A 22336-nucleotide genomic window follows, 5' to 3' on the forward strand; every position below is an offset into this window, starting at 1 on the left:
AACTCGAATCATTATCGGTTAAAATACCCGTTAAACTGTTTTTTATTGCTTTCTTTGTCGCTGTATTTAAAGACTTTTAGCTTTTATTTTTAGTAAATATCCACCTTTGCCTTAATAAGTAAATAAGTGTCCTGTTTTCAATATTCTGTTATTTGGTAAATTTAGTACAGATCTGAATTGACTTAGATGTGTGTTTATTGGTATTTTTCGTTTTCTTCCTTAGGGAAGAAACAGAAGAGGAGCGTTAGCTAGGTAGTAAGTTTGAGGAAAACCAATTCCAATGACGACTTATGAGGGAGATTAGCGCCGAGATATTGCAAGTGATTGGTTTCACTTCATATCGGTCGTTTAGGCTGAATCCTAACGATTGTCACCTATTAATTGGTGGAGAGCTTCTGGTGAAAGATTGCTGTTTCCCTTCTTTAAGGATGCGTTATCACTGCACCAGGCTCTTCGAACGAAGTAAGTTCGGAGTGTAATCATGTTTTTAAATCTTGTTTTTCTATCTGTATGTTCTAATCCGTTTGCCGTAGAGGTGTTGTCATGAGTTTAGTTGTTGCTAAATTTGGAGGCACATCAGTTGCTGATTATGCTGCAATGAACCGCTGCGCAGATATCATTCTTGCAAACCCGCATACCCGTGTTGTTGTCGTTAGTGCTTCGAGTGGTGTAACTAACCTTTTAGTCGAACTGACTCAAGCAAACGTCAATGATCAGCGCCGCATGACATTGTTGACTCAAATAGCACAAGTGCAATATGGCATTGTAGATAAGTTAGATCGTCCTCAAGATGTTGCGGCTACGATTGATAAACTCTTAAGCCGTATGTCAGCACTCAGCGATGCATTAGTACTTGATAGAAGTAAAGCCATTATTGATGAACTTTTATCTATGGGTGAGCAATGCTCATCGTTATTATTTTCGGCGGTTATTCGTCAAAAAGGCACACCCTCAAGCGCATTTGATGTCAGGCAAGTACTAAGAACTGATAGCCACTTTGGTCGTGCTGAACCGCAAATCGAACAGATTGCTGAATTGGGGGCGGCGTATTTAGCACCGCTTTTAACTGAGCAGGTTATAGTGACTCAAGGTTTTATTGGTGCTGACAGTGAAGGTCGCACGACGACATTAGGTCGTGGTGGTAGTGATTACTCTGCAGCATTATTAGCTGAAGCGTTAAAGGCGGATGCAGTTGAGATTTGGACTGATGTTGCTGGGATTTATACCACAGATCCACGTCTAGCACCGAATGCCCGACCTATTCCAGAAATTAGCTTTAACGAAGCGGCTGAAATGGCTACTTTCGGGGCAAAAGTATTACACCCAGCAACTATTCTTCCGGCTGTTCGTCAAAAAATTCAAGTGTTTGTCGGTTCAAGTAAAGCACCAGAACAGGGCGGAACCTGGATCCGCCATCAAGTTGAAGAAGTGCCCGTGTTTCGAGCAGTAGCGCTAAGACGCGATCAAACACTATTGAATTTACATAGCCTACAAATGTTACATGCTCAGGGCTTTTTAGCTGAAACGTTTGCAACGCTTGCAAAACATAAAATCTCGGTAGACTTGATTACGACCTCAGAAGTGAATGTATCACTGACTTTGGATAAAACAGGTTCTGATTCAAGTGGTCAGGGCTTATTAAGCGAGTCATTGTTGCAAGAGCTGTCACAACATTGCCGTGTTCGAGTCGAAGACAAGTTGGCATTGGTAGCAATTATTGGTAATAAAATTGCGTCAACTGCGGGTATCTGTAGTCGCGTGTTCTCTGTGCTTGAAAACCATAATGTACGGATGATTTGTCAGGGCGCTAGCCCGCATAATTTATGTGTTTTAGTGGCAGAGTCAGAAGCTGCTGATGTGGTGAATTCACTGCATCAGAATTTATTCGAATAATGTAAATCACTATTTATCATGAGTGCCGGTGGCTAATAATATGACTGCAGCAAGTTTCACTTCAAAAGCAATAGTATCAAGTGTGGCGTTAGGTGAGTTGGCAACAGGCCAAACACTAACGGCGCCGATTTATACTTATAAGGGAAGTGATGCAAATGCTGCGTCAGTTTATATTCAAGCCAATGTCCATGGAGCAGAAGTACAGGGCAATGCAGTAATACATCAGTTGATGACAATGCTTGAAGGCTACACTGTGCTTGGTGATATCCATTGTGTCCCATTAGCGAATCCTTTGGGGATAAACCAAAAAAGCGGTGAGTTTACTTTAGGCCGATTTGATCCCATCACCGGGGTTAATTGGAATCGTGAGTATTATGAACATGCCGCCATCGTTGCTGATATCCCTAGCTGGTTTGAAGCAAATAAACAGTTGAATGACGTTGAGTTATTTAGTGCATTTAGACAGTTGCTATTAAGCAGCTGTCAAATTCGGTTGAATAATGGTTGGGGCATAAGCACTGGCCATCGTTTAGCGGTGACTTTGCAGTCGATGGCCCATGATGCCGATATTGTGTTGGATTTACATACTGGTCCAAAATCTGCGAAACATCTCTATTGCCCCGAATATGATATGGGATCAGCAGCGTTATTTTCGATTCCGTTTTCGTTGATTATCCCTAATGAGTTTGGCGGTGCCATGGATGAAGCAGCGTTTTATCCGTGGTGGAAATTGCAGCAACACTGCGCAGCTCAAGGGCGTGAATTTGCGGTACCTGTAGCAGCGTTTACTTTAGAGCTTGCAAGCCAAGAACGAATTGATATGGCTGATGCTAAAGAAGATGCGTTGGGGATTTTGGCCTACTTGAGCCATCGCGGTGTGATAAAAGAGCAGATTAAACCCGCAGAAATGCCTCGTTGGGGCTGTTACCTAGCTAATTATAAGAAATTCCATGCACCTAAAGCTGGCTTAGTTGAGTATTGTGCTGAAGTCGGTAAACCATTAGCTGCAGGTGAGCCTTTAGTTAACTTATTAAGGCTTGATCAATATGGCTCTGAACAAGCGTTATTACCAGTAAGTTTACCTTGTGATTGTGTCCCTATTTTACATTTTGCGTCAGCATCGGTGCATCAAGGCACTGAACTTTATAAAGTTATGACGGACTTATTTGAGCTTTAAAAATCTATTATTACCAATCATAGTTTTTCAAAGCTCAACTGGTCAAAGTTTTAATTTTGATTCTTTAGCTTTTCAAAATCTCGAGCGGCATTGCGAGCATCTCATCACCTGAGCCGGCAAAGTACCAGATTATTGCAATCAAAATTCCCACTGTTAAAAAGTACCAAATGGTTGAGAAGATTTGGCCGTATCTATCTAATGGTAATAAATGACTTTGATGGCGGGTTTTCCACTCGAAGACTATTTCTAAGCTACCAATAAGCAGTAAAAATCCAAGTAGAGCTAATCCTAAGCTATAACTGATAAATACCCCAACCGCCGCACCTGCAATACAGGCGATAAGCCCGACCATGCTGTTCATGGAGAAGGTGATGCTTTTAAGAATATGTCCCCCATCTAAGGGTAAAATAGGCAGTAGATTAAACAGGTTTAATAGGGCATTAAAGCTGGCGAGTCCTGCAAAAAAGATATTGCCTGTTATCCAATATGCCAGCATACAGCCTAAGGACATCAATAAACCGAATGTCGGTCCCATGATGGAAATGACGACATTCTGCCAGCGGGTATTGATTCTTTCGTCGCTGACCGCTAAGCCGCCCATAAAAGGAATAAGGTAAATACCTTTGGTCTTCATACCAAAGTGTTTCATTGCTTTAATGTGGCCGTATTCATGGATAACTAAGCAGGCAATTAAAGCTAGGGCAAATTCAATTGAAAACAGCCACGAATAAGCGGCAACACTCGCAGCAGCTAACATTGCTTTAATGACTTTGGCACTTTTAAGTAGTTTAAAACCTAAAGAAGCAAGACCAATCATACTGAACTTTTGGTTTTTTACCGGAGCCACTTCAGGCACTTGTTGCTCGATATCTTTAGTATTTCGTTGCCCTTCAGCAATGGTTTTGTTATCAACAAGAAGCACATAATTAATTAAAAAAGGTTGCCACTGAACATCGGTTTCAAGGCGAACTTTAATAATAGTTTTGCTGGCTTCAGTGATCACATCATCGGCAGTTGGAGCTTGCATTGAAGCGGGACGAGACAGCTCAAATTCATGAATATTAAAGGCTTGATTATCCACTGAGGCAGATTTTTGCGAAACAATTTGATTGTCCCAGTAAAGCTGTTGCCAACCCGCCATAGAGCCTTCTAATCGTAATCGTTTGCCAAGGCATTCTATATTCAGCAGTTCCATAAATTTAGCTGTTCCATTGTCGTGTTTGATAAAAGTGAAGTTGCTTGTTTTGACTTGCTTGTTTTAGTGACTTACTAAAGATGAATCTATTATTCAAAACGTTAGGCATTTTGCCTGATAGGGGTAGGTGACTCAAGTGAATTTAAATACAGCCCTAACTAAGTCGTCTTCTGTTAATTAGACTCAAGGTATGCGACGGTTTCGATCCCTTGTTTTATATCGCTGAAAACTAACTTAGCGGTGCAGCAATGACCATTAAGCACGGCATGTTCACGAACATAATGAATAAAGCTGACTAAATCGATAGGGCGTTGACTAATAATGAGTTGCGGTAAATCAGCTGTTGCTGATGACGGCGTTGAATTAAACTTCTGCAGTGGTTGGATAACAATATCAAATGTCACGCCTGCACTATCTAATAGTTTATCTTGGCTACCATCTATATGGGGTTGTAAACAGCAAAACTCTAACCAGTCTCTGTCGCTGGCTAAGTATATGAGTTCTTCACTGTGTTGCTGTTTTATGATTGCAGGCCAATAAATCGTATACATGAAACCCATCACTATTGGTTTGACTGTCTAAGGGTAATTTATTACAGCTAAGGCTTAGTGACTACCGTAATCAAAACTTATTTCATTGTGGAGGTTTTTGATATGGCACGGACCGTGTTCTCTTTGGGTGCGATTTTGAGCTGGACCAATATGAATTTCGACATTTGCGAAAATATGCTTTTCTGCTTGGATAAAGTTTTTGTTGTAATACCCTTCGGCCTCTTGCTGTAGTTGCTTACATTCGGATTCTGCTTTGGCGCGGTTACTTGCAACCTGTTTTTTTTCATCGAGCATCATTTTAACTTGCTCAATCATGCCGGCATCAGTTTGCCATTCAGTTTTTGGAGGCAGCTTTCTTAATCTAGCTTCAATATCAAGCCCTGCAACCACCAACTGTTTAGCTTTTGCATCACAGCTCTTCACTTCGGCTCTAATCTCTGCTTGATGCATAGCACAAAATAATTCAGTTTTCGTACCTGCTGTAGCGCCAAAAGCTACGGCTTTGATGCCTTTTTTGGCTGTTGCTATACCGCCAACAAGATCGCCCCGCTTAGCATTGGGATCGCTGACGATAATGGCATTGTCTGATTGTGAATGGCTATGTAGCAGTTGCTTAGTAACTAGAATGTCACCGTGAGCCGTTAAATTTGAATACTGGACAAACTGAGCACAAATCTGCCCTTGAGCAGTGATATTATTACTTAATTCGTTTTCTTTTATTTGTCTTCCAATAATGCCTTTACTGACAATGACATCACCAGCAGCTTCTAGGGTAGCCGATTCAACAAACCCCATAACAGTAATATCACCACTGCTTTTAACCTGCATGCCTTCTTGAACGTCACCCGTTATTAAAATACTTCCTTCAAAATCAACATGGCCATATTTTACATCCACATCTTTGATTTGCAGGACATCATCAACTTGCATACCTTTGCGGTTTTCCACTGGCTGGCCAGCTACATTGGCGATCAATTTATAAGGATCTTCAGCTGAGATTTCAGTCCCCGCTCCTGGCTGCATTGAAAGATCTTTTCCTTCAACTTGTAATATCGCTTCACCATGAACGTTATAACCTGCAGTACCAAGTGTTGCAGGTGTTTTTACCATAAGTACGTCACCAGGTTTTACCATTATCATGGCGCCCAAGTTTCGCATGTCGACTGAGCCATCTTCGCGCTCTTGGGGCTGTAATAATCGCTCGCGCGCAAGAGGGACTTTTCTGTCTAGCGTCGCATTCACACCGTTGACAGCAAGTTTGCCTATCGCAATAGGGCCTTCGCAAGATTCCCCTGGAGGTAAGATAGATAATTGTTGGATTAAAGACTGAATTTTAGGTTTGCTTAAGCCCATTTTTACTTTGTGAGATTTGAGGGCGTTGAGGATCATAGGAAGTGAAGGGTCTTTCCCACCCCAAGCTGCTTCTAATGTCATTGAGGCAGACATTTTATCTTCACTGATTTCAATAGTGACTTTGCCATCAGCACGTTCAGCGATAACAAAATATAATTCATGCTGACCATTATCTTGGCCACTTAGTGCGTTAATTTCTGCTACGGCTTTATGAATGTTGTGCTGCATAGGGCGCAACATGGCAAACTCTGGCTGCGTTAGCAGTTGGTTGACATCGTCTTCTGACACTGGACCATGAGTGTTAGGAATAACACGAAACTCAACCTGAGTTTGGTTTTCATTAAAAACCGCTAAGCTCCAATCCAGCATAAAACCTCTTATTATCAGGCCGTTTTTAAAGACGAGCCACGCGCCTTTATGGCGATTTTTTATTATTAATTAATAAAATGTAGCGGTTTTTTGTGATAAAAACTAGTCAATTATTTGATGATTCCAGACTATTTGACAGATTACGTGATGAAGAACGCTGAGTGTTAATTATTTGTTACTTATGGAAAAAGTATAATTTATATTTATTGTTTTCAGCTGGGACGTTCACTTGCCCAAATTCAGCCGCAATAGTGTCGGCATAAGGTAGGTTTCTATTTGCAACGATTTGCCATACCCCATTGTTAGATAGGCTGTTTGCGCTCGACTTAACGAAGTCTTTAGCAATTTGAGTTGTAGCGGCTAAACCATCATGAAATGGCGGGTTGGAGATAATCCCATCAAATTGACCTGATATTTGTTTAAATCCATCTGAAGCATACACGTTTGCGGTCATATTATTTGCGGTAAGGGTTAGCTCACAGGCTTTTAATGCCATGGCATTAATATCTATGCAATCAATCTTTAGGCTGGTATTCGCTTTAAGCATTGCTGCACTGATGACACCTGCACCACAGCCGAAATCAAGCACTCGACCAGAAAGAACTGGTAAATGTGATAGTAGTAGTTCTGTACCTTGATCTAGCCTTTTCTCGCTAAATACCCCAACTAAATTACAAATTGTAATCTCACCTTGTGGTGTAGCAAGTTGGTACTTGCTGACCCAATCGTTAATGTTTAACTGTGGTGCATCTTGAATTAATTCAGCAACAAAGAGTAAGCAATGTCGTGCATTGTCACGCTTTAAGGCCGTGGAGTAGTAATTGGGTAATAGTTTGGCAAGTGACTTAACTCCGCCTTTATTTTCTCCAATCACAATTAAAGTGCCACCAATACTAAGGTGCTTAGCTGCAAGTTGGAAAAGATAAGGCGCGAGTGCTTTGGCTTTCGGGAAGTAAATGACCACAGCATCGAACGTTTGCAGTTTTGCATCAACGGGCAATTCATGACCAAAGTAGCCATGCAAATTAGGTTTAGTGTGCATTGCTAATAGTTGGTGATGATTAAAGTCTAACGCTAAAGCGGTAACAGAAGAGGCGGCATCTAATAGTTCAACTGCTAATGCATCTGCTTCATGATTTAAAATCAATACATTCTGGTTTTCGATAAATTGAATGTTTCGTAGCAGAACTTGAGAAGTGTTGGTGAGCACAGAATCGACCTTAATATTTTTAACGCAATAGATATCGGCGGATTATAGCAAAGAAGTGGTCAACTGTTCAGTTTGTCGGAGCACAATGACGCAGTAAGGTAAAAGAGCAGCGCAAACCACATATTGTGATGAGGTTGCTCTTAATATGAAAGCGATTTTGGTGTTTATTTAAGGTAAATAAATTGACTCCGATTATTTGATTGCTTTAGGTAATAAGCTCATCATTTTAGTCGCGATTTCGGTATTGTCTTGATGACCACTGAATAATAGCGCTCCAGGACCGGATGCAAATACTTGCACATCATCAGCAGTGTGACCTACAGATGTCCAACCGGTGTTAGTGCGAGTATCAATAATTTTCAGTATTGATTTAAACAGCTGCTTTTGACCTTGCATTCTTGCAGAGTTAAGGCTGGAAATTTCTTCGACTGTAGCTTCGAAGCCAATGAGTTGATTAAAACGTTGTTGCCAGTTATCCACAGCGATTAACTCTTCAGAGATCTTTTGCGGTGAAGCTTTGATATCATGCAGCATTGCAGGGTTCCACTCATATTCACCATTGGCACCGATAGAGAGTCCGCCTGTGTTGTGGTCTGCGGTAACAACCATCAGCGTGTCTTGGCGTTCACGTACAAACTGTTCAACGACTTCAATGGCGTTGGCAAACTCCTCCATTTCACCCATGGCTGTAGCGATATCGTTTGAGTGACCAGCCCAGTCAATTAAGCTGCCTTCAACCATCAAAATAAACCCTTGTTCATTTTGTGATAATAACTCGAGTGATTTCTTAGTTAGGCTACTGAGCTTATAACCTTCTTGGTCGTCTATTACCCAAGGAAGTTGCACATCAGCAAATAAGCCCAAAACTTTTGGTTTGGTGATGCTATCGAGTTGTTCAATTTCAGTAATATGCTGATAGCCTTTAGCTTTAAACTCACCTAATAAATCATCAGAAAAGTATTTTCGCCCGCCGCCTAAAATCACATCCGCATCAGACTCTAAATACCCTTCGGCAATCTGTACATAGTTGCGGCGGTGCTCGTTGTGGGCAAGAAAGGCTGCAGGAGTTGCGTGATTAACTTGACTACTAACAGCAACACCAGTTGATAGCCCGACCTTTTTAGCCATTTCCATGATTGTAGTGAGCGGGCGTTTATCTACATCAATTGAAATAGCGCCATTGTATGTTTTAAAACCGGTGGCTAAAGCCGTTGCTGAGGCGGCAGAGTCGGTTACATAGCCACTAACAGATGCAGGAAAAGTACTTGCCATGCCCACTAACAAGCGGTCAAATACGGTTTGTTCTATTTCTTCAGTGTCAGGATTATTTTTAAAATAGCGATAGGCTGTTGTATAAGCTGGTCCCATACCGTCGCCAATCATGATAATCATATTTTTGGGTTTTGAAGGCGCAGACGAAACAATAGTTTTTTTACCTGTAACATTAGTTATTGGTGCCACAATGTTTGCTGGTAATTTTGCTGGGTCAGTATTTGTTAATTCTGCCGCTTTTGACGTACTAGTGATTGAAGTGTCAGACACACTAGATATTTGAACTTGGATCTGTGAGGCTGTTTGTTCTGCTTGTGATTGAGTCGTTTCAGTTGTTGAAGTATTGGCTAATGGTGCATTAGCAAATGTACTAGTTGAAAAACACAGGAACATCCCGAGTATTAAGCTCAGTGTTGTTTTTATTGGCATTTTTAGTCCTGAAAATACAAAGGGGTTAAAGGCTTAACATGTCTGCCTATCAAGGTAAGATGATAGGCAGAAACGAAGATTAAGCTTGTTTATTAATCCGTACCTCAATGGCATCCATCAGCATGCCGGTAATATCCACATCAAATGCGGCTTCAATTTCTTTTATACACGTAGGGCTAGTGACGTTAATTTCAGTTAGCTTGTCACCGATGACATCTAATCCTACAAAAATCAGTCCACGCTTTTTAAGCTCTGGACCTAAAGTGCGGGCGATATGAAAATCACTTTCAGATAAAGGCTGAGGAACACCGCTACCGCCAGCAGCTAAATTACCGCGAGTTTCGCCTTTCATTGGGATACGCGCCAATGAATAAGGAACAGGTTCACCATCAACGACCAAAATGCGTTTATCGCCTTGCTTGATTGCCGGAATAAAACCTTGAGCCATAGCATAGCGGGTACCGTGCTCGGTTAAGGTTTCTAAAATCACCCCAATATTGGGATCATCTTGTTTTACGCGGAAAATCGATGCACCACCCATACCGTCAAGTGGTTTTAGAATGATATCGCCTTTTTCTGCTAAGAAAGCGCGAATACGCTTTGCGTCACGGGTGACCACGGCTTCAGGCGTGAACTCAGGGAACCAAGCTGTAAATAGCTTTTCATTAGCATCACGTAAGCTTTGCGGCTTATTGACGATTAATACGCCTTCTTCTTCAGCGCGCTCTAGCATGTAAGTGGCGTAAATGAACTCAGTATCAAATGGCGGGTCTTTGCGCATTAAGATGACGTCAAGATCGGCAAGTGGGGTGTCTATGCTTTCACCTAGTTCAAACCATTTGCTGGCATTATCTTCAACAGTTAACGAACGCATGTTTGCCATAGCCTTGCCATTGACCATAGCGAGATCTTGCATTTCCATGTAATACAGTTCGTAACCGCGTGATTGAGCTGCCATTAACATCGCAAAACTAGAGTCTTTTCTAATGTTAATTTCGCTGATTGGGTCCATTACTATGCCGAGCTTTATCATACTTTTATCCTTATTTTCTCAATGCTTATATCATTGATTAACCGATATCACCGAATCGTAATTGCAAAGCGGTAATTGCAGTTAGTGAAGCTGTTTCTGTACGCAATACTCGTGGGCCAAGTAATACGTCGGTGAAGAGATGTGTTTCTGTCATTGCTATCTCTTCTTCTGATAGACCGCCTTCAGGGCCAATTAATAACCGTACTTTGGTATTTTCTAATGCTAAACCATTAATACCGTGAGCTGCGCGAGGATGCAGGTTTAGCTTCAATGCATCTGTTTGTTCTGCGCACCATTGGCTTAAAGTCATTGCAGGTCTAACTGTTGGTACAAAACTGCGACCTGATTGCTCACAGGCACTGATAACAATTTTTTGCCATTGGTTAATTTTCTTCTCTAAACGTTCGCCATTAAGTTTGACACCGCAGCGGTCAGAAAATAACGGTGTTATGGTGGTAACACCTAATTCAACAGACTTTTGAATGGTGAAATCCATTCTGTCACCGCGAGAAATAACTTGTCCTAGATGCAAGTCGAGTGGCGACTCTGAGTTATTTTCTGTTTTGTTGATAATTTCAACGGTGACATTTTTTTTATTGGCACTTATGATCGTTGCAAGGTAATCACAGCCATCACCACTAAACAGGCTGATGTTTTCACCTTCGCTCATACGTAAAACGCGGCCAATATGAGCAGCGCCATCTTCATCTAATTTTACTTGCTGATTCACAGTAAGCTCATTGATAGGTTGGTAAATTCTTGGGACGCGCATAGTAAATCCTTAATCAATGAGGCCGAGATTCTGACATTGTTTTAAGACAAAATTATTATGATTGCCTTGGTTTTTTGCAATTAGTTCATTTCGTAAACATTCTACGCTATCAACTGGATAAGTTTTGTTCCATGCTTCGAATAATCGTCTCTGGCTTGAAGAGATAGATAACCCATAAGTTTGTTGCATGTAAAAGTATGTACGAGAAATTGCGCCGCGGCTTTGTTTAGGAGGCTGCGCTTTTCGACCTTTAAAGTCGACTACCATAGCACATTGGCCATATTGAGTAGCTTGTCCATTCCATTCACTGAAACGATAGTTACTTCTATCACCGTTTACTTCACCTACTGCTGGTGTGAGGTTGTGTAAGTCAGATTCCATTTTTTTAAATTCAGGGCTATTTCTACCACAATTTTTACGACCACCGTCTTGCCAACATTGTAGTTGATGACCGAACTCCCAAGCGGGTACCACATGTTCCCATTCAATTCTGTTGGCGCGTGGAATTTGTTTTCTAACTTGGTAACCACAGCTTTCTAAATCAGGTTTCCATTGTTTACCAATGACATTAATATCACAACCACAATAGAAACTGCTCATAGGTAATGACTTACTATATATTTTCTGCGCGATTTTTTTAGCACTTCTAAAGCTGGTTGGGTGCTTTGCTGCTTCTACGCTATAACTGGATATAATGGCGATAATAGCGATGACTAATACAGCGATAATTTGGTAACTTTTTCTTACGTGTTGATACGACAAAATAAACCCTAACTTCATTCAATACGGCACAGGGGATACGGGTTAGTATCACCTGATATTTGTGAAGGATGGTAAGGGATTGAAACTGCGGATGCAATGGGCTTTAACAATCGAATATGCTATTTATTATGCTTTCAATTAACTTGTAATGTATTAAATAAACCTTTGTACGTTTTTATCATATATTTTAGCTATTTAGATACTGATGAGAGCACTTGTGCGCAGTTTTTACAGCGGTACTGAGTTTGATTGCGAACGACTTTATTGTGGCGTCGAATGGATAGCATCACTGGGCCGCAAGCACAGAAATACTCAAATTGCTTTCCTGCAACCGATTGAGTATTCAGTTGGTGAGTCGTATCTGCTGGAACGTTGAAAACATGATGCATAATGCGCTGCCATTCAAGTCCATGAGGTTTTACTCGGCCATATAATTGAAAACTCAATAAATGGCTGATTTCGTGGGGCACGACTTGTTCAATAAATTCGGCGCTGTTCTCTTCCAATAATACAGGATTAAAACGTAACTTATTCATTTGTAAATGAGCTGTTCCTGCACTTTTTCCTCTTAACGTAAATTGCACAACGGGTCTTGGAAATTGGCGCTTTAAAATGGCTTCTGCTTGCTGATAATCGGTTTCTATTTTTTGAAGTACTTGCTGTTGTGCTTCAGTTTTAGCAAGGCAGCTTGGAGCGGAAATGAGTGATTTGGGTGAACGTACACCTGTCGTCTTAGTAGTTTTGGTTTGTGTATTTCGACTAAATAGTGATTTAAACATAAGAGGTGATTGTTAAGGCTTAAAATGATTGGAATGAGTGTTTGGCTATGAGAATCACATCATATCATGGGTTAAAAAACGCATTTGAGTATATCGTGTTGAACTGGTTTGCCGCAATCTTGAACAACAGCTATACGGCAAACCTTTTACTGGTAAAACTTATCTTTGCGCTGCAGCAAGTTTCACCATCTCGACAATTTGTTGCACGATAGCCCATTCAGTATCAGCGTTATAGCCAGTGACTTTTGGGGTATGGATGTGCCCAACTGGGATATCACGTTTAAACTGCTCTTTCAGTAATATGCTGCGATAGGAAATTTCATTAGATAAATACCCACCACCTGAACCTTCAACTGAGGTTTCATTAACTAACTCATAAAGCGATTTAGCGTCAAACTGGCCACGACTAACGGTAGTGACTTGGTGGTTATCATTGACCTGCCATTGACCTTCAGTTTGTTGCATTGCTTTGACAGGGAGTGAGAACTCAACAAACTCTGGCCCATTTAAGGTGCCGCCATTAAATAACGGTGCTTTAGGTGTAGTTTTGTTTGCACCAGTATAAACGTTTAAGTTATCTGGCGCTGCAGCGCTTCGTCCACGAGCAGGGAATCGTTCAATATCAAAATCATCACGGCCCATGCTGACTGTGAAAATCATATCAATACTGTTATCTCGATACATAGGCGTGAGCAGTGATTCGATAATGCCATTATCGAAGTCTGCAAATCGGACTGGAATCATCACGGTTTCAATTTGCGCTTGCTTACCGTCAACATCGAAGGTCATTCCGTCGAGAGCTAATGCTGTCAATCCTGATGGATTACTTTGGGTAATATCTTTATCTAAAAAGAATGGGTCAAAACCTGTTAGCAAAATTTTGATGCGAGTTTCAGGCATAAAATGAATATCGCTTAAACCACGAGAAGATTTTTCGAATGCTTTAACAAGAATGTCTCGTTGCCAAGGGACGATATTATATCCGGCATCAGCGGTTTTTAAGGTTTTTCGCATGGCTAAACGGCTCCAATACAGAGCGCGATCATCATAGTTACCCGCTTTGACATCTGCAACAGCCTGCTGCCAGAGTTTGGTGCCTTGAGATGCTACCATTTGAGTAATGGCAAGCTCGTCTGTGGAAGCAATAAGTTGGTTGTCTAGCTGAGTATTGAGGTTATCAAAACGGTTAGCTACATCGGCCATGACATCCATCACTTGCGGTAGGCGAAGTTCTTCTACGTCTAGTTTGCTTGAGTCTTGTGCATAAGCAGAGTGGCTACATAGAAGTACTGCAGCAAACAAAGTGCCGGTGATTAGGGGCTTGAACATGGCTATTCCTTTAGGATGTCTTTTCGTTGTTATGGTTAATTTACCACGGCTTTGATACTAATTCATTATTGATTGCAAAGACTCTTGGCTACTGTATCGTTTGGCAAAAAAGTCTAGAAAAGCGCTGATATTATTGGCTAATTGCTTACGGCTAGAATACACACCATAAACTTTAAATGATTCCATTGGCCACTCTTGTAAAATCGGGACTAAGCTTCCCGCAGCAAGCTCTTGCTTACAGCTGTTATTGGATAGCATAGCAATACCAAAATCATCTTGCGCTAACCGCTTAACCATACTGGCACTATTGACCCTGACTTTACGCTTAAAGCTGGCCATGGTTTTTCGACTTCCTTTACCTACAGGCCAAATTGGCGCGGATAAGCTGGTGCCTAATAATATACCACTGTGCTGGGCTAACTCTTGTGGCGTCGCAGGTGTGCCTGATTTTTTGAGATATCCAGGACTTGCGACTAAAATAGGTTGGCGTTCAAATAGCAGTTTTGCGACTAAATCAGAAGATTCTAACGGACCATATTTAATAGCAATATCGTAGCCTTCGCCTACTAAGCCAACATTGCTGTCGGTAAATTGAACATCCAGTTCGATATTAGGATAAAGGCGCATAAAGCTACTACATAAGTTAGCAATCACTTCTTGGGAGAATGAGACTGGTATGGCCACTCGCAATGAACCTGAAATATCACTGTGGGTATTTTCAATAATGGCTTTTGCCGCATCGATTTCTTGACTGATAGAATCACAATGCTGAAAGAATAACGAACCAACTTGAGTGAGGCTTAAATTACGGGTGTCACGTTGCAGTAACCGCACGCCTAGCTGCTCTTCTAGTTGAGCAACCTTGCGACTAATGGTTGATTTTGGTTGTCCGATGTCTCGGGCCGCTTGTGAAAAACCTTTTGCTCTAACTACTGCTGCAAACAGCATCATACCGTTTAAATCAGGCACCTTAGCCTCACTGTCTCAAAAATGGAACAAAGCGTCTCCGATAGTTTAATGGTAATTTGACAGGGAACAAAGTTATATTTACCGTCTAAAAATTTTAGAGGCTATATAAGCAGAGGATCTTTTGATGACTAGCAAAAAGCAGCCCGTAAACAAGACAACAGCTCAAGCGGCTGATCCGCTATTTTTACAAGCGGAACATTTAGCTAAAGATTTTTCATTATTTCCTGCTCATAGCAAGCAATCTTTGGCCGAAGAAATCAAAGGATTGTTGTCTGAAGATGCAATCCAATCAAACTTAAAAGAGTTAGCGACACTCGATGTCGATACCTACGTAACGAAAGTTATTCAACCGACTCAAGATAAAAACCGCCCAAGTGCAAAACGTGTTATTGCTGATTTAAAAGGTAAGTTAATTGCCGAAAATCATCTTGGCTCGTTTTACAGTGCAGAAATCGAGTTAAACTTTGGTTCTCGTACTCGCCGTGTTGGTTTTATTGCCCAAGAAAGAACAACTGGCAATGGCGCTTGGATGCCTGAGCATCACCTAGCTGCATGTAAAGCGATTCGTCATTTTTCAGAACTATCAATGCCAATCGTTTACTTAATTGATACTCCTGGTGCCGATGCGGGTGAAGTCGCTAACAGCCAAAACCAAGCTCACACGATTTCTAAAGCGATTGCTGAAAGTGCCAACGTTGACGTACCAACTGTCGGTATCGTTATTGGTGCAGGTTACTCTGGCGGAGCGATTCCATTAGCTGCGGCCAACATCTTATTGTCACTGCGTGATGGTATTTTCAATACGATTCAGCCACAAGGTCTGCAATCTATTGCGCGTAAATACAACTTATCTTGGCAGGAATGTGCTAAATCAGTGGGTGTTTCCCCTGAAGAGCTACTGACTGCAGGTTGTATCGACGGTATTGTTGATTTCTCTCCATATGATAAAGATGAGCGCCAACATAATTTACGCCGCGCAATTATCAGCAGTATCGAAGCTGTCGAAACTGCAGCGATTAACTTTGTTCGTGATTCTGCTGATTTACGTGAGCATTACGACCGCAGTCTGACTCGTTATTTAGATCCTTCTAAGAACCTCGTTGCACTAGAAAATAACCAAGGTTTAGCTGTGGCTAGCAGCCCAACCATGCACCACAACTTATTTGGTAGTGCATACCGTTATTTACGTTACCTAACGCTGCGTAGTCGTATTCATTCAATTTCGGTTGAGCAGTACGGTCGTTTATCTAAAGTGAGTGTGCCAGAAGGTGATTTACTTGAACGTATCCAACAAGAGCAAGACAGTGTCTTCCAAGCTTGGTTATCAACACCTGATAAGCTTGTTTATGACGAAGAGCTGAATAAGCTTTGGGGTACGTTTGATAGCAAGCGTAATGAGATCTCAACTGAACGTAACGTGATCACACGTTTCATCTTAGGTGAGCCAAAAGAGAACTATAAAAAAGCCCGTAAGGCGTTATTGTTCAATATTGGTTGGTCTTTATACCACCGCTGGAAGAGTAATGCGGCCAATAACTTCAAAGGCTTAATTAAGCATCTTGAATCATTGCCTGCATCAAAAACTCAAGCGCCTTGGCCTGAATTAAACCAATTAACTGTTCTTGATATTGTGGTTAATGACGAGCTACGTGAAGATTTTATTTGGCAATGTCATAACGTCCTTATCTTTAATGCTTTATACGACAATGTTGTGCAGAACTTAGCATCGATTTCGAAAGAAGCGATGATGTCTAAGAGCCTTTCACGTGAGTCTGTAGACAAGTTACTTCATACATCTATCGATATCGCTTTGTCGAAAAATGATGATGCGAACGATAAGAACAAGTTCTACAAGTGGCTTAAATTCTTCATGGATCAATCTAACCGTGCAGAATTGCTAACGCGTGTTGAGCAATGGAAGAGTGTCGGTAACCCACAGCTGAATGACAGCTTATTTGTAATCCTGACCTACTTCTTTGAGCGCTTATTACCAGAATACTTTGATAGTGAAGAAGACCAAAGCAAATATACTGGTGCAATTAACCCTGTACGTATTGGTCGTCGTAAAGATTTCTGGAACCGTCTAACCATGGGTTACCAAGATCTACTTATCCAAAAAGTACTTCGCGATGAAAAACGCCAAGGAAAAATGGGTTGGGAGAATGTCATTGGTAAGTTCTTCAGCGAATTTGAAGAGTTAAATGGCGACAAAATGTCAGCTAACTTACTTAACTTCCCTGGTTTCCGTTTATCAATTGAAGATGCATTAGATAAAGGTATTCGCCCTTGTGGTTTGATTACTGGTGTTGCTGACTTTGAACATGGTGACAGTAAGCATCGTGTTGGTGTGGCTGTGTCTAACATCGCTTTCCAAGCGGGTGCGTTCGATATGGCAAGTGCTGAGAAATTCAGTGCGCTATTGATTGAATGTGCTAAACGTAAATTACCAGTGGTGTGTTTCATCAGTTCTGGTGGTATGCAAACCAAAGAAGGTGCTGCTGCACTATTCTCAATGGCCGTAGTAAACGACCGTATCACGCGCTTTGTCCGTGATAACGAATTACCAGTATTAATGTTTGGTTTTGGTGATTGTACTGGTGGTGCACAAGCAAGTTTCGTGACCCATCCGTTAGTGCAAACTTATTACCTATCGGGTACTAACATGCCGTTTGCAGGTCAAATGGTTGTTCCTGCGTACTTACCATCAACAGCGACCTTATCGAACTACTTGTCGAAAGTTCCTGGTGCAATGACAGGCCTAGTACACAACCCGTTCAGCGATACCTTAGATAGTCATTTATCAAGTATTGATCCATTAATGCCACTACCAACGCTGCACGCAAATGAGATTATTGCTAAAGCATTATCAAGCCTAGTGCCTGAAGTTAAAGCCATTGAAGAGAAGATTGTTCAAGACGATCCTCGTGAGTTAATGAAGCCTATCGATAAAGTTTTAGTACATGCTCGAGGCTGTACAGCGGTTAAATTGATCCGTAAAGCACACGATAACAACATTAACGTTGTGTTAGTGGCATCTGATCCTGATATGACTTCAGTCCCAGCAGACATGCTTAAGGTGAACGATAAGCTGGTTTGTATTGGTGGTAATACATCTGACGAAAGTTACTTAAATGCATATTCTGTACTAAAAGTTGCTGACTACGAAAATGTTGATGCACTTCACCCAGGTATTGGTTTCTTATCAGAAAGCCCGCAGTTTGCTGCTTTATGTGTGAACAATGGCGTTAACTTTGTTGGCCCAAGCGTACACTCAATGACAACTATGGGTAACAAGTCGAACGCTATTAAGACTTCACAAGACCAAAACGTACCTGTAGTACCTGGTTCGCATGGTATTTTGACTAATGCTGAACAAGCGGTGAATGTTGCACTTGAAATTGGCTACCCAGTATTGCTTAAAGCGGTACAAGGCGGTGGTGGTAAAGGTATTCAAGTTGTAACTAAACCTGAAGATATGATTGGTTTATTCCAAAAAACATCTACTGAAGCTGCAGCAGCATTCGGTAACGGCGATTTGTACTTAGAGAAGTATGTAACGTCTTTACGCCACATCGAAGTACAGTTATTACGTGATAAATTTGGTAACACCAAAGTATTGGGTATTCGTGACTGTTCAGTGCAACGTAACAACCAGAAAGTGATTGAAGAATCTGGTTCGACAATGCTGCCAGAAGAGCTTAAGCAACGAGTTCTTGAATACACTCGAGACTTAGGTGATGCGACTGATTACATGGGCGCTGGTACCGTTGAGTTTATTTACAACCTTGATGCTAACGAAGTGTACTTCATGGAAATGAACACACGTCTTCAAGTAGAGCATCCTGTTACTGAAGCAACCTCAGGTATTGATATTGTTAGTGCGCAGTTTGATATTGCTGCGGGCCGCTCAATTGAAGATTTAGAGCCTGTTGATCAAGGTTACGCGATGGAAGTTCGTGTGACTGCTGAAAAAGCTGCGCTTGATAGTGATGGTATTCTTCAGTTATTACCAAACCCTGGCATGATCACTGAGTGCATCATGCCTGAAGGTGAAGGTATTGAAATCATCTCTATTGCTGAAACTGGTAAAGAAGTATCGCCATACTACGATAGCTTGATTGCACAAATTATTATTCGCGGTGAGTCACGTGAAGATGTCGTCACTAAGATGTCAGCTTACCTTGATAGTGTAGTGATTAAAGGTATCGCAACAAACATTCCATTATTGAAGCTTATCCTTAAGGATGCGACGTTCAATGAAGGGGTTTACGATACTAATTACTTACCACGCTTAATGGCAGAGCTAGACGTGCCTGCATTGGTTGCTGAAATGGAAGCGGCTGCTGAAACAGTAGGTTTAGATACTGAATCACTGCGTGTTGCTGAAAGTAATGAGCTTAAAGTATTGGCACAAGGTGCAGGTATCTTCTATACGTCACCAGCACCAGGTGAGCCTGACTTCGTTAAAGAAGGTGACATTGTTACTGTGGATCAGAATTTGGCGCTTACAGAAGCGATGAAGATGTTCTCGCAAGTGACTCTAGCTGGGTTTAACCGTCAAAACGCTGTGCTTTATCCTGAAAATCAGAAATACCGTATTGAACGTATTCTAAACGGTAATGGCCAACAGGTTTCTCAAGGCGATTTATTGTTTGTTATTTTACCTATCGATGGTGAGTAACAATCAGTTAGCGTAATTGCAAAGCTATTACGCTAACTAAATTGCTTGAATAAATCCTCAGTTGAAAAACTGGGGATTTTTTATCGCTATGCAAGATTGAACTCGACACAAATTAACGTAATTAAGATTGAATTAATTGATACAAATTCGCTTTTTTGTTGCCGATTGCAGAAAAAATGTCTTACTCAACCTAGTCGCCATAAAAAATACCCGATTTGGGTCTGAAAAATTAAGTTGTTTGAAAAATAAACAATAACTTTTATTTTATTGTTTTATTTAGGAATAATGAAATTAAAGGCAATTTTTTTTTGCAAAATGTGATAATTTTTGCAAGTCCTATTTGCGCATTTGAAGGTTCCCACTTACAATATGCGCCTTAAATAACCAGATGTGCGGTGTGTCTAGCTTTTTTACATACTCCGTTTACCTCTTAACTAATCATTAAAGTTGAATCATGACCGAATTATCCAAATACAGAAACATTGGTATCTTCGCTCACGTTGACGCGGGTAAAACCACGACCACCGAGCGTATCCTTAAGCTAACCGGTAAGATCCACAAGATCGGTGAAGTACATGATGGTGAATCTACTACTGACTTCATGGAACAGGAAGCTGAGCGCGGTATTACTATTCAGTCAGCAGCAGTAAGCTGTTTCTGGAATGACCACCGTTTTAACGTTATCGACACTCCAGGCCACGTTGACTTCACTGTTGAAGTATATCGTTCGCTTAAAGTTCTTGATGGCGGTGTAGGTGTATTCTGTGGTTCTGGTGGTGTTGAGCCTCAGTCAGAAACTAACTGGCGTTATGCTAACGAATCAGAAGTTGCTCGTATCATCTTCGTAAACAAATTAGACCGTATGGGTGCTGATTTCTTACGCGTTGTTAAGCAAACTCAAGACGTTCTAGCTGCTAACCCATTGGTTATGGTTTTACCGATTGGTATCGAAGACGAATTTACTGGTGTAGTTGACCTTCTAACCCGCAAAGCGTGGATATGGGATGAAACTGGACAAGCAGAAAACTACAAGATCGAAGACGTTCCAGCTGATATGGTTGACATGGTAGAAGAATACCGTGAAATGCTAATCGAAACTGCTGTTGAGCAAGACGACGATCTAATGGAAGCTTACATGGAAGGCGAAGAGCCATCTATGGAAGACATTAAGCGTTGTATCCGTGCTGGTACTCGTACAATGGCATTCTTCCCTACTTACTGTGGTTCTGCATTCAAGAACAAAGGTATGCAGCTTCTTCTTGATGCTGTTGTTGACTACCTACCAGATCCAGTTGAAGTTGATCCACAGCCTCTTACTGATGAAGAAGGTAACGAAACTGGCGAGCACGCTTTAGTTTCTGTTGACGAGCCTTTCAAAGCATTAGCATTCAAAATCATGGATGACCGCTTTGGTGCCCTAACTTTCGTTCGTATCTACTCAGGTAAGATCAAGAAAGGTGACACCATCCTTAACTCTGCTACAGGTAAAACTGAGCGTGTTGGTCGTATGGTTGAGATGCAAGCTGATGAGCGTAACGAATTAGATTCAGCTCAAGCTGGTGACATTATCGCTATCGTTGGTATGAAGAATGTTCAAACTGGTCACACTTTATGTGATGTTAAACATCCTTGTACTCTTGAAGCAATGGTATTCCCAGAGCCAGTTATCTCTATCGCTGTAGCGCCTAAAGACAAAGGCGGTTCAGAGAAAATGGGTATCGCTATCGGTAAAATGATTGCAGAAGATCCATCTTTCCGTGTAGAAACTGATGAAGATTCAGGCGAAACCATCCTTAAAGGTATGGGTGAGCTTCACTTAGACATTAAAGTTGACATCCTTAAGCGTACTTACGGCGTTGACTTAATTGTTGGTGAGCCTCAAGTTGCTTACCGTGAAACTATCACTAAGGTAACTGAAGATAGCTACACGCATAAGAAACAGTCTGGTGGTTCTGGTCAGTTTGGTAAAATTGACTACATCATTAAGCCTGGTGAGCAAAACACTGGTTTCACTTTCAGCTCTTCAGTTGTTGGTGGTAACGTACCTAAAGAATTCTGGCCTGCAGTTGAGAAAGGTTTCGCTAGCATGATGAACACCGGTACTGTTGCTGGTTTCCCTGTGTTAGACGTTGAACTAGAACTTACTGATGGTGCTTTCCACGCAGTTGATTCGTCAGCAATCGCGTTCGAAATCGCAGCTAAAGGCGCATTCCGTCAGTCTATGCCTAAAGCCGGTGCACAACTTCTTGAGCCAATCATGAACGTTGATGTATTCAGCCCAGAAGACAACGTAGGTGACGTAATTGGTGACCTTAACCGTCGTCGTGGTATGATCAAAGACCAAATGGCTGGTGTTACTGGTGTTCGTATTAAAGCTGACGTACCGTTATCAGAAATGTTCGGTTACATCGGTTCACTACGTACTATGACATCTGGTCGTGGCCAATTCTCTATGGAATTCGCTCACTACGCACCATGTCCAAACAGTGTTGCTGAAAAAGTAATTGCTGAAGTTAAAGAGCGTGAAGCTAAGAAGTAATTCTTAACTAAACTCTATAATTA

Annotated in this window: 15 protein-coding genes and 1 riboswitch; of the genes, 4 read left to right on the forward strand and 11 right to left on the reverse strand. The window is 41.4% G+C overall.

Annotation, left to right across the window (positions count from 1 at the left end; all coding sequences use genetic code 11):
• The first annotated feature begins 226 nt into the window (after positions 1 to 226).
• Positions 227 to 403: riboswitch (Lysine riboswitch) on the forward strand.
• A 140-nt stretch (positions 404 to 543) separates the two neighbouring features.
• Together lysC and K5Q58_RS10475 are read left to right on the forward strand one after the other, a co-directional pair.
• On the forward strand, positions 544 to 1893 hold the full coding sequence (gene lysC / locus K5Q58_RS10470) for a lysine-sensitive aspartokinase 3 (protein ID WP_220753878.1): 1350 nt from the start codon (positions 544 to 546) through the stop codon (positions 1891 to 1893).
• 40 nt (positions 1894 to 1933) lie between these two features.
• Positions 1934 to 3070, forward strand: coding sequence for a succinylglutamate desuccinylase/aspartoacylase family protein (locus K5Q58_RS10475; protein ID WP_220753879.1), 1137 nt, complete (start codon positions 1934 to 1936; stop codon positions 3068 to 3070).
• 64 nt (positions 3071 to 3134) lie between these two features.
• On the opposite strand, the gene K5Q58_RS10480 is transcribed toward K5Q58_RS10475, so the two are convergent.
• The 11 genes from K5Q58_RS10480 to K5Q58_RS10530 all read right to left on the reverse strand — a co-directional run bounded on the left by K5Q58_RS10480 (position 3135) and on the right by K5Q58_RS10530 (position 15093).
• The gene (locus tag K5Q58_RS10480) at positions 3135 to 4265 is read right to left on the reverse strand and encodes a site-2 protease family protein (RefSeq protein WP_220753880.1); all 1131 of its coding nucleotides are present in this window, start codon (positions 4263 to 4265) and stop codon (positions 3135 to 3137) included.
• Between the two features lie 173 nt (positions 4266 to 4438).
• The gene (locus tag K5Q58_RS10485; RefSeq protein WP_220753881.1) at positions 4439 to 4816 is read right to left on the reverse strand and encodes a DUF4144 domain-containing protein; all 378 of its coding nucleotides are present in this window, start codon (positions 4814 to 4816) and stop codon (positions 4439 to 4441) included.
• A 54-nt stretch (positions 4817 to 4870) separates the two neighbouring features.
• On the reverse strand, positions 4871 to 6538 hold the full coding sequence (locus K5Q58_RS10490; protein WP_220753882.1) for a DUF342 domain-containing protein: 1668 nt from the start codon (positions 6536 to 6538) through the stop codon (positions 4871 to 4873).
• Positions 6539 to 6713: 175 nt separating this feature from the next.
• Entirely contained in the window at positions 6714 to 7748 is a 1035-nt protein-coding gene (locus K5Q58_RS10495; protein ID WP_220753883.1) for a methyltransferase, read from the reverse strand.
• Positions 7749 to 7940: 192 nt separating this feature from the next.
• Positions 7941 to 9449, reverse strand: coding sequence for an alkaline phosphatase (locus K5Q58_RS10500; protein ID WP_259651313.1), 1509 nt, complete (start codon positions 9447 to 9449; stop codon positions 7941 to 7943).
• Between the two features lie 79 nt (positions 9450 to 9528).
• Complete coding sequence (gene gshB, locus K5Q58_RS10505) at positions 9529 to 10482, reverse strand: glutathione synthase (protein ID WP_220753884.1); 954 nt, start codon at positions 10480 to 10482, stop codon at positions 9529 to 9531.
• Between the two features lie 37 nt (positions 10483 to 10519).
• Positions 10520 to 11254 carry a 16S rRNA (uracil(1498)-N(3))-methyltransferase gene (gene rsmE, locus K5Q58_RS10510; protein ID WP_220753885.1) on the reverse strand — a complete coding sequence of 245 codons (735 nt, stop codon included), beginning with the start codon at positions 11252 to 11254 and terminating at the stop codon, positions 10520 to 10522.
• 9 nt (positions 11255 to 11263) lie between these two features.
• Entirely contained in the window at positions 11264 to 12016 is a 753-nt protein-coding gene (locus tag K5Q58_RS10515; protein WP_374758494.1) for an endonuclease, read from the reverse strand.
• A gap of 191 nt (positions 12017 to 12207) precedes the next feature.
• Complete coding sequence (locus K5Q58_RS10520; protein ID WP_220753887.1) at positions 12208 to 12795, reverse strand: SprT family zinc-dependent metalloprotease; 588 nt, start codon at positions 12793 to 12795, stop codon at positions 12208 to 12210.
• 159 nt (positions 12796 to 12954) lie between these two features.
• Positions 12955 to 14124 carry a hypothetical protein gene (locus K5Q58_RS10525; RefSeq protein WP_220753888.1) on the reverse strand — a complete coding sequence of 390 codons (1170 nt, stop codon included), beginning with the start codon at positions 14122 to 14124 and terminating at the stop codon, positions 12955 to 12957.
• A gap of 57 nt (positions 14125 to 14181) precedes the next feature.
• Positions 14182 to 15093, reverse strand: a complete 912-nt coding sequence (locus tag K5Q58_RS10530; RefSeq protein ID WP_220753889.1) for a LysR family transcriptional regulator — start codon at positions 15091 to 15093, stop codon at positions 14182 to 14184.
• Between the two features lie 124 nt (positions 15094 to 15217).
• On the opposite strand from K5Q58_RS10530, the gene K5Q58_RS10535 reads away from it, so the two are divergent.
• Both K5Q58_RS10535 and fusA read left to right on the forward strand, forming a co-directional pair.
• Positions 15218 to 19774: a biotin carboxylase N-terminal domain-containing protein gene (locus K5Q58_RS10535; protein WP_220753890.1), complete on the forward strand. Its 4557-nt coding sequence runs from the start codon at positions 15218 to 15220 to the stop codon at positions 19772 to 19774.
• A 454-nt stretch (positions 19775 to 20228) separates the two neighbouring features.
• The gene (gene fusA / locus K5Q58_RS10540; protein WP_220753891.1) at positions 20229 to 22313 is read left to right on the forward strand and encodes an elongation factor G; all 2085 of its coding nucleotides are present in this window, start codon (positions 20229 to 20231) and stop codon (positions 22311 to 22313) included.
• Positions 22314 to 22336: the final 23 nt, after the last annotated feature.

Source organism: Shewanella sp. KT0246, from assembly GCF_019654955.1.
Lineage (GTDB): Bacteria > Pseudomonadota > Gammaproteobacteria > Enterobacterales > Shewanellaceae > Shewanella > Shewanella goraebulensis.

Excerpts from the sequence above, each read along its gene's own strand:
- lysC (WP_220753878.1), top strand. The coding sequence starts at position 544 with ATGAGTTTAGTTGTTGCTAAATTTGGAGGCACATCAGTTGCTGATTAT.
- K5Q58_RS10475 (WP_220753879.1), top strand. The coding sequence starts at position 1,934 with ATGACTGCAGCAAGTTTCACTTCAAAAGCAATAGTATCAAGTGTGGCG.
- K5Q58_RS10480 (WP_220753880.1), bottom strand. The coding sequence starts at position 4,265 with ATGGAACTGCTGAATATAGAATGCCTTGGCAAACGATTACGATTAGAA.
- K5Q58_RS10485 (WP_220753881.1), bottom strand. The coding sequence starts at position 4,816 with ATGTATACGATTTATTGGCCTGCAATCATAAAACAGCAACACAGTGAA.
- K5Q58_RS10490 (WP_220753882.1), bottom strand. The coding sequence starts at position 6,538 with ATGCTGGATTGGAGCTTAGCGGTTTTTAATGAAAACCAAACTCAGGTT.
- K5Q58_RS10500 (WP_259651313.1), bottom strand. The coding sequence starts at position 9,449 with ATGCCAATAAAAACAACACTGAGCTTAATACTCGGGATGTTCCTGTGT.
- gshB (WP_220753884.1), bottom strand. The coding sequence starts at position 10,482 with ATGATAAAGCTCGGCATAGTAATGGACCCAATCAGCGAAATTAACATT.
- rsmE (WP_220753885.1), bottom strand. The coding sequence starts at position 11,254 with ATGCGCGTCCCAAGAATTTACCAACCTATCAATGAGCTTACTGTGAAT.
- K5Q58_RS10520 (WP_220753887.1), bottom strand. The coding sequence starts at position 12,795 with ATGTTTAAATCACTATTTAGTCGAAATACACAAACCAAAACTACTAAG.
- K5Q58_RS10525 (WP_220753888.1), bottom strand. The coding sequence starts at position 14,124 with ATGTTCAAGCCCCTAATCACCGGCACTTTGTTTGCTGCAGTACTTCTA.
- K5Q58_RS10535 (WP_220753890.1), top strand. The coding sequence starts at position 15,218 with ATGACTAGCAAAAAGCAGCCCGTAAACAAGACAACAGCTCAAGCGGCT.
- fusA (WP_220753891.1), top strand. The coding sequence starts at position 20,229 with ATGACCGAATTATCCAAATACAGAAACATTGGTATCTTCGCTCACGTT.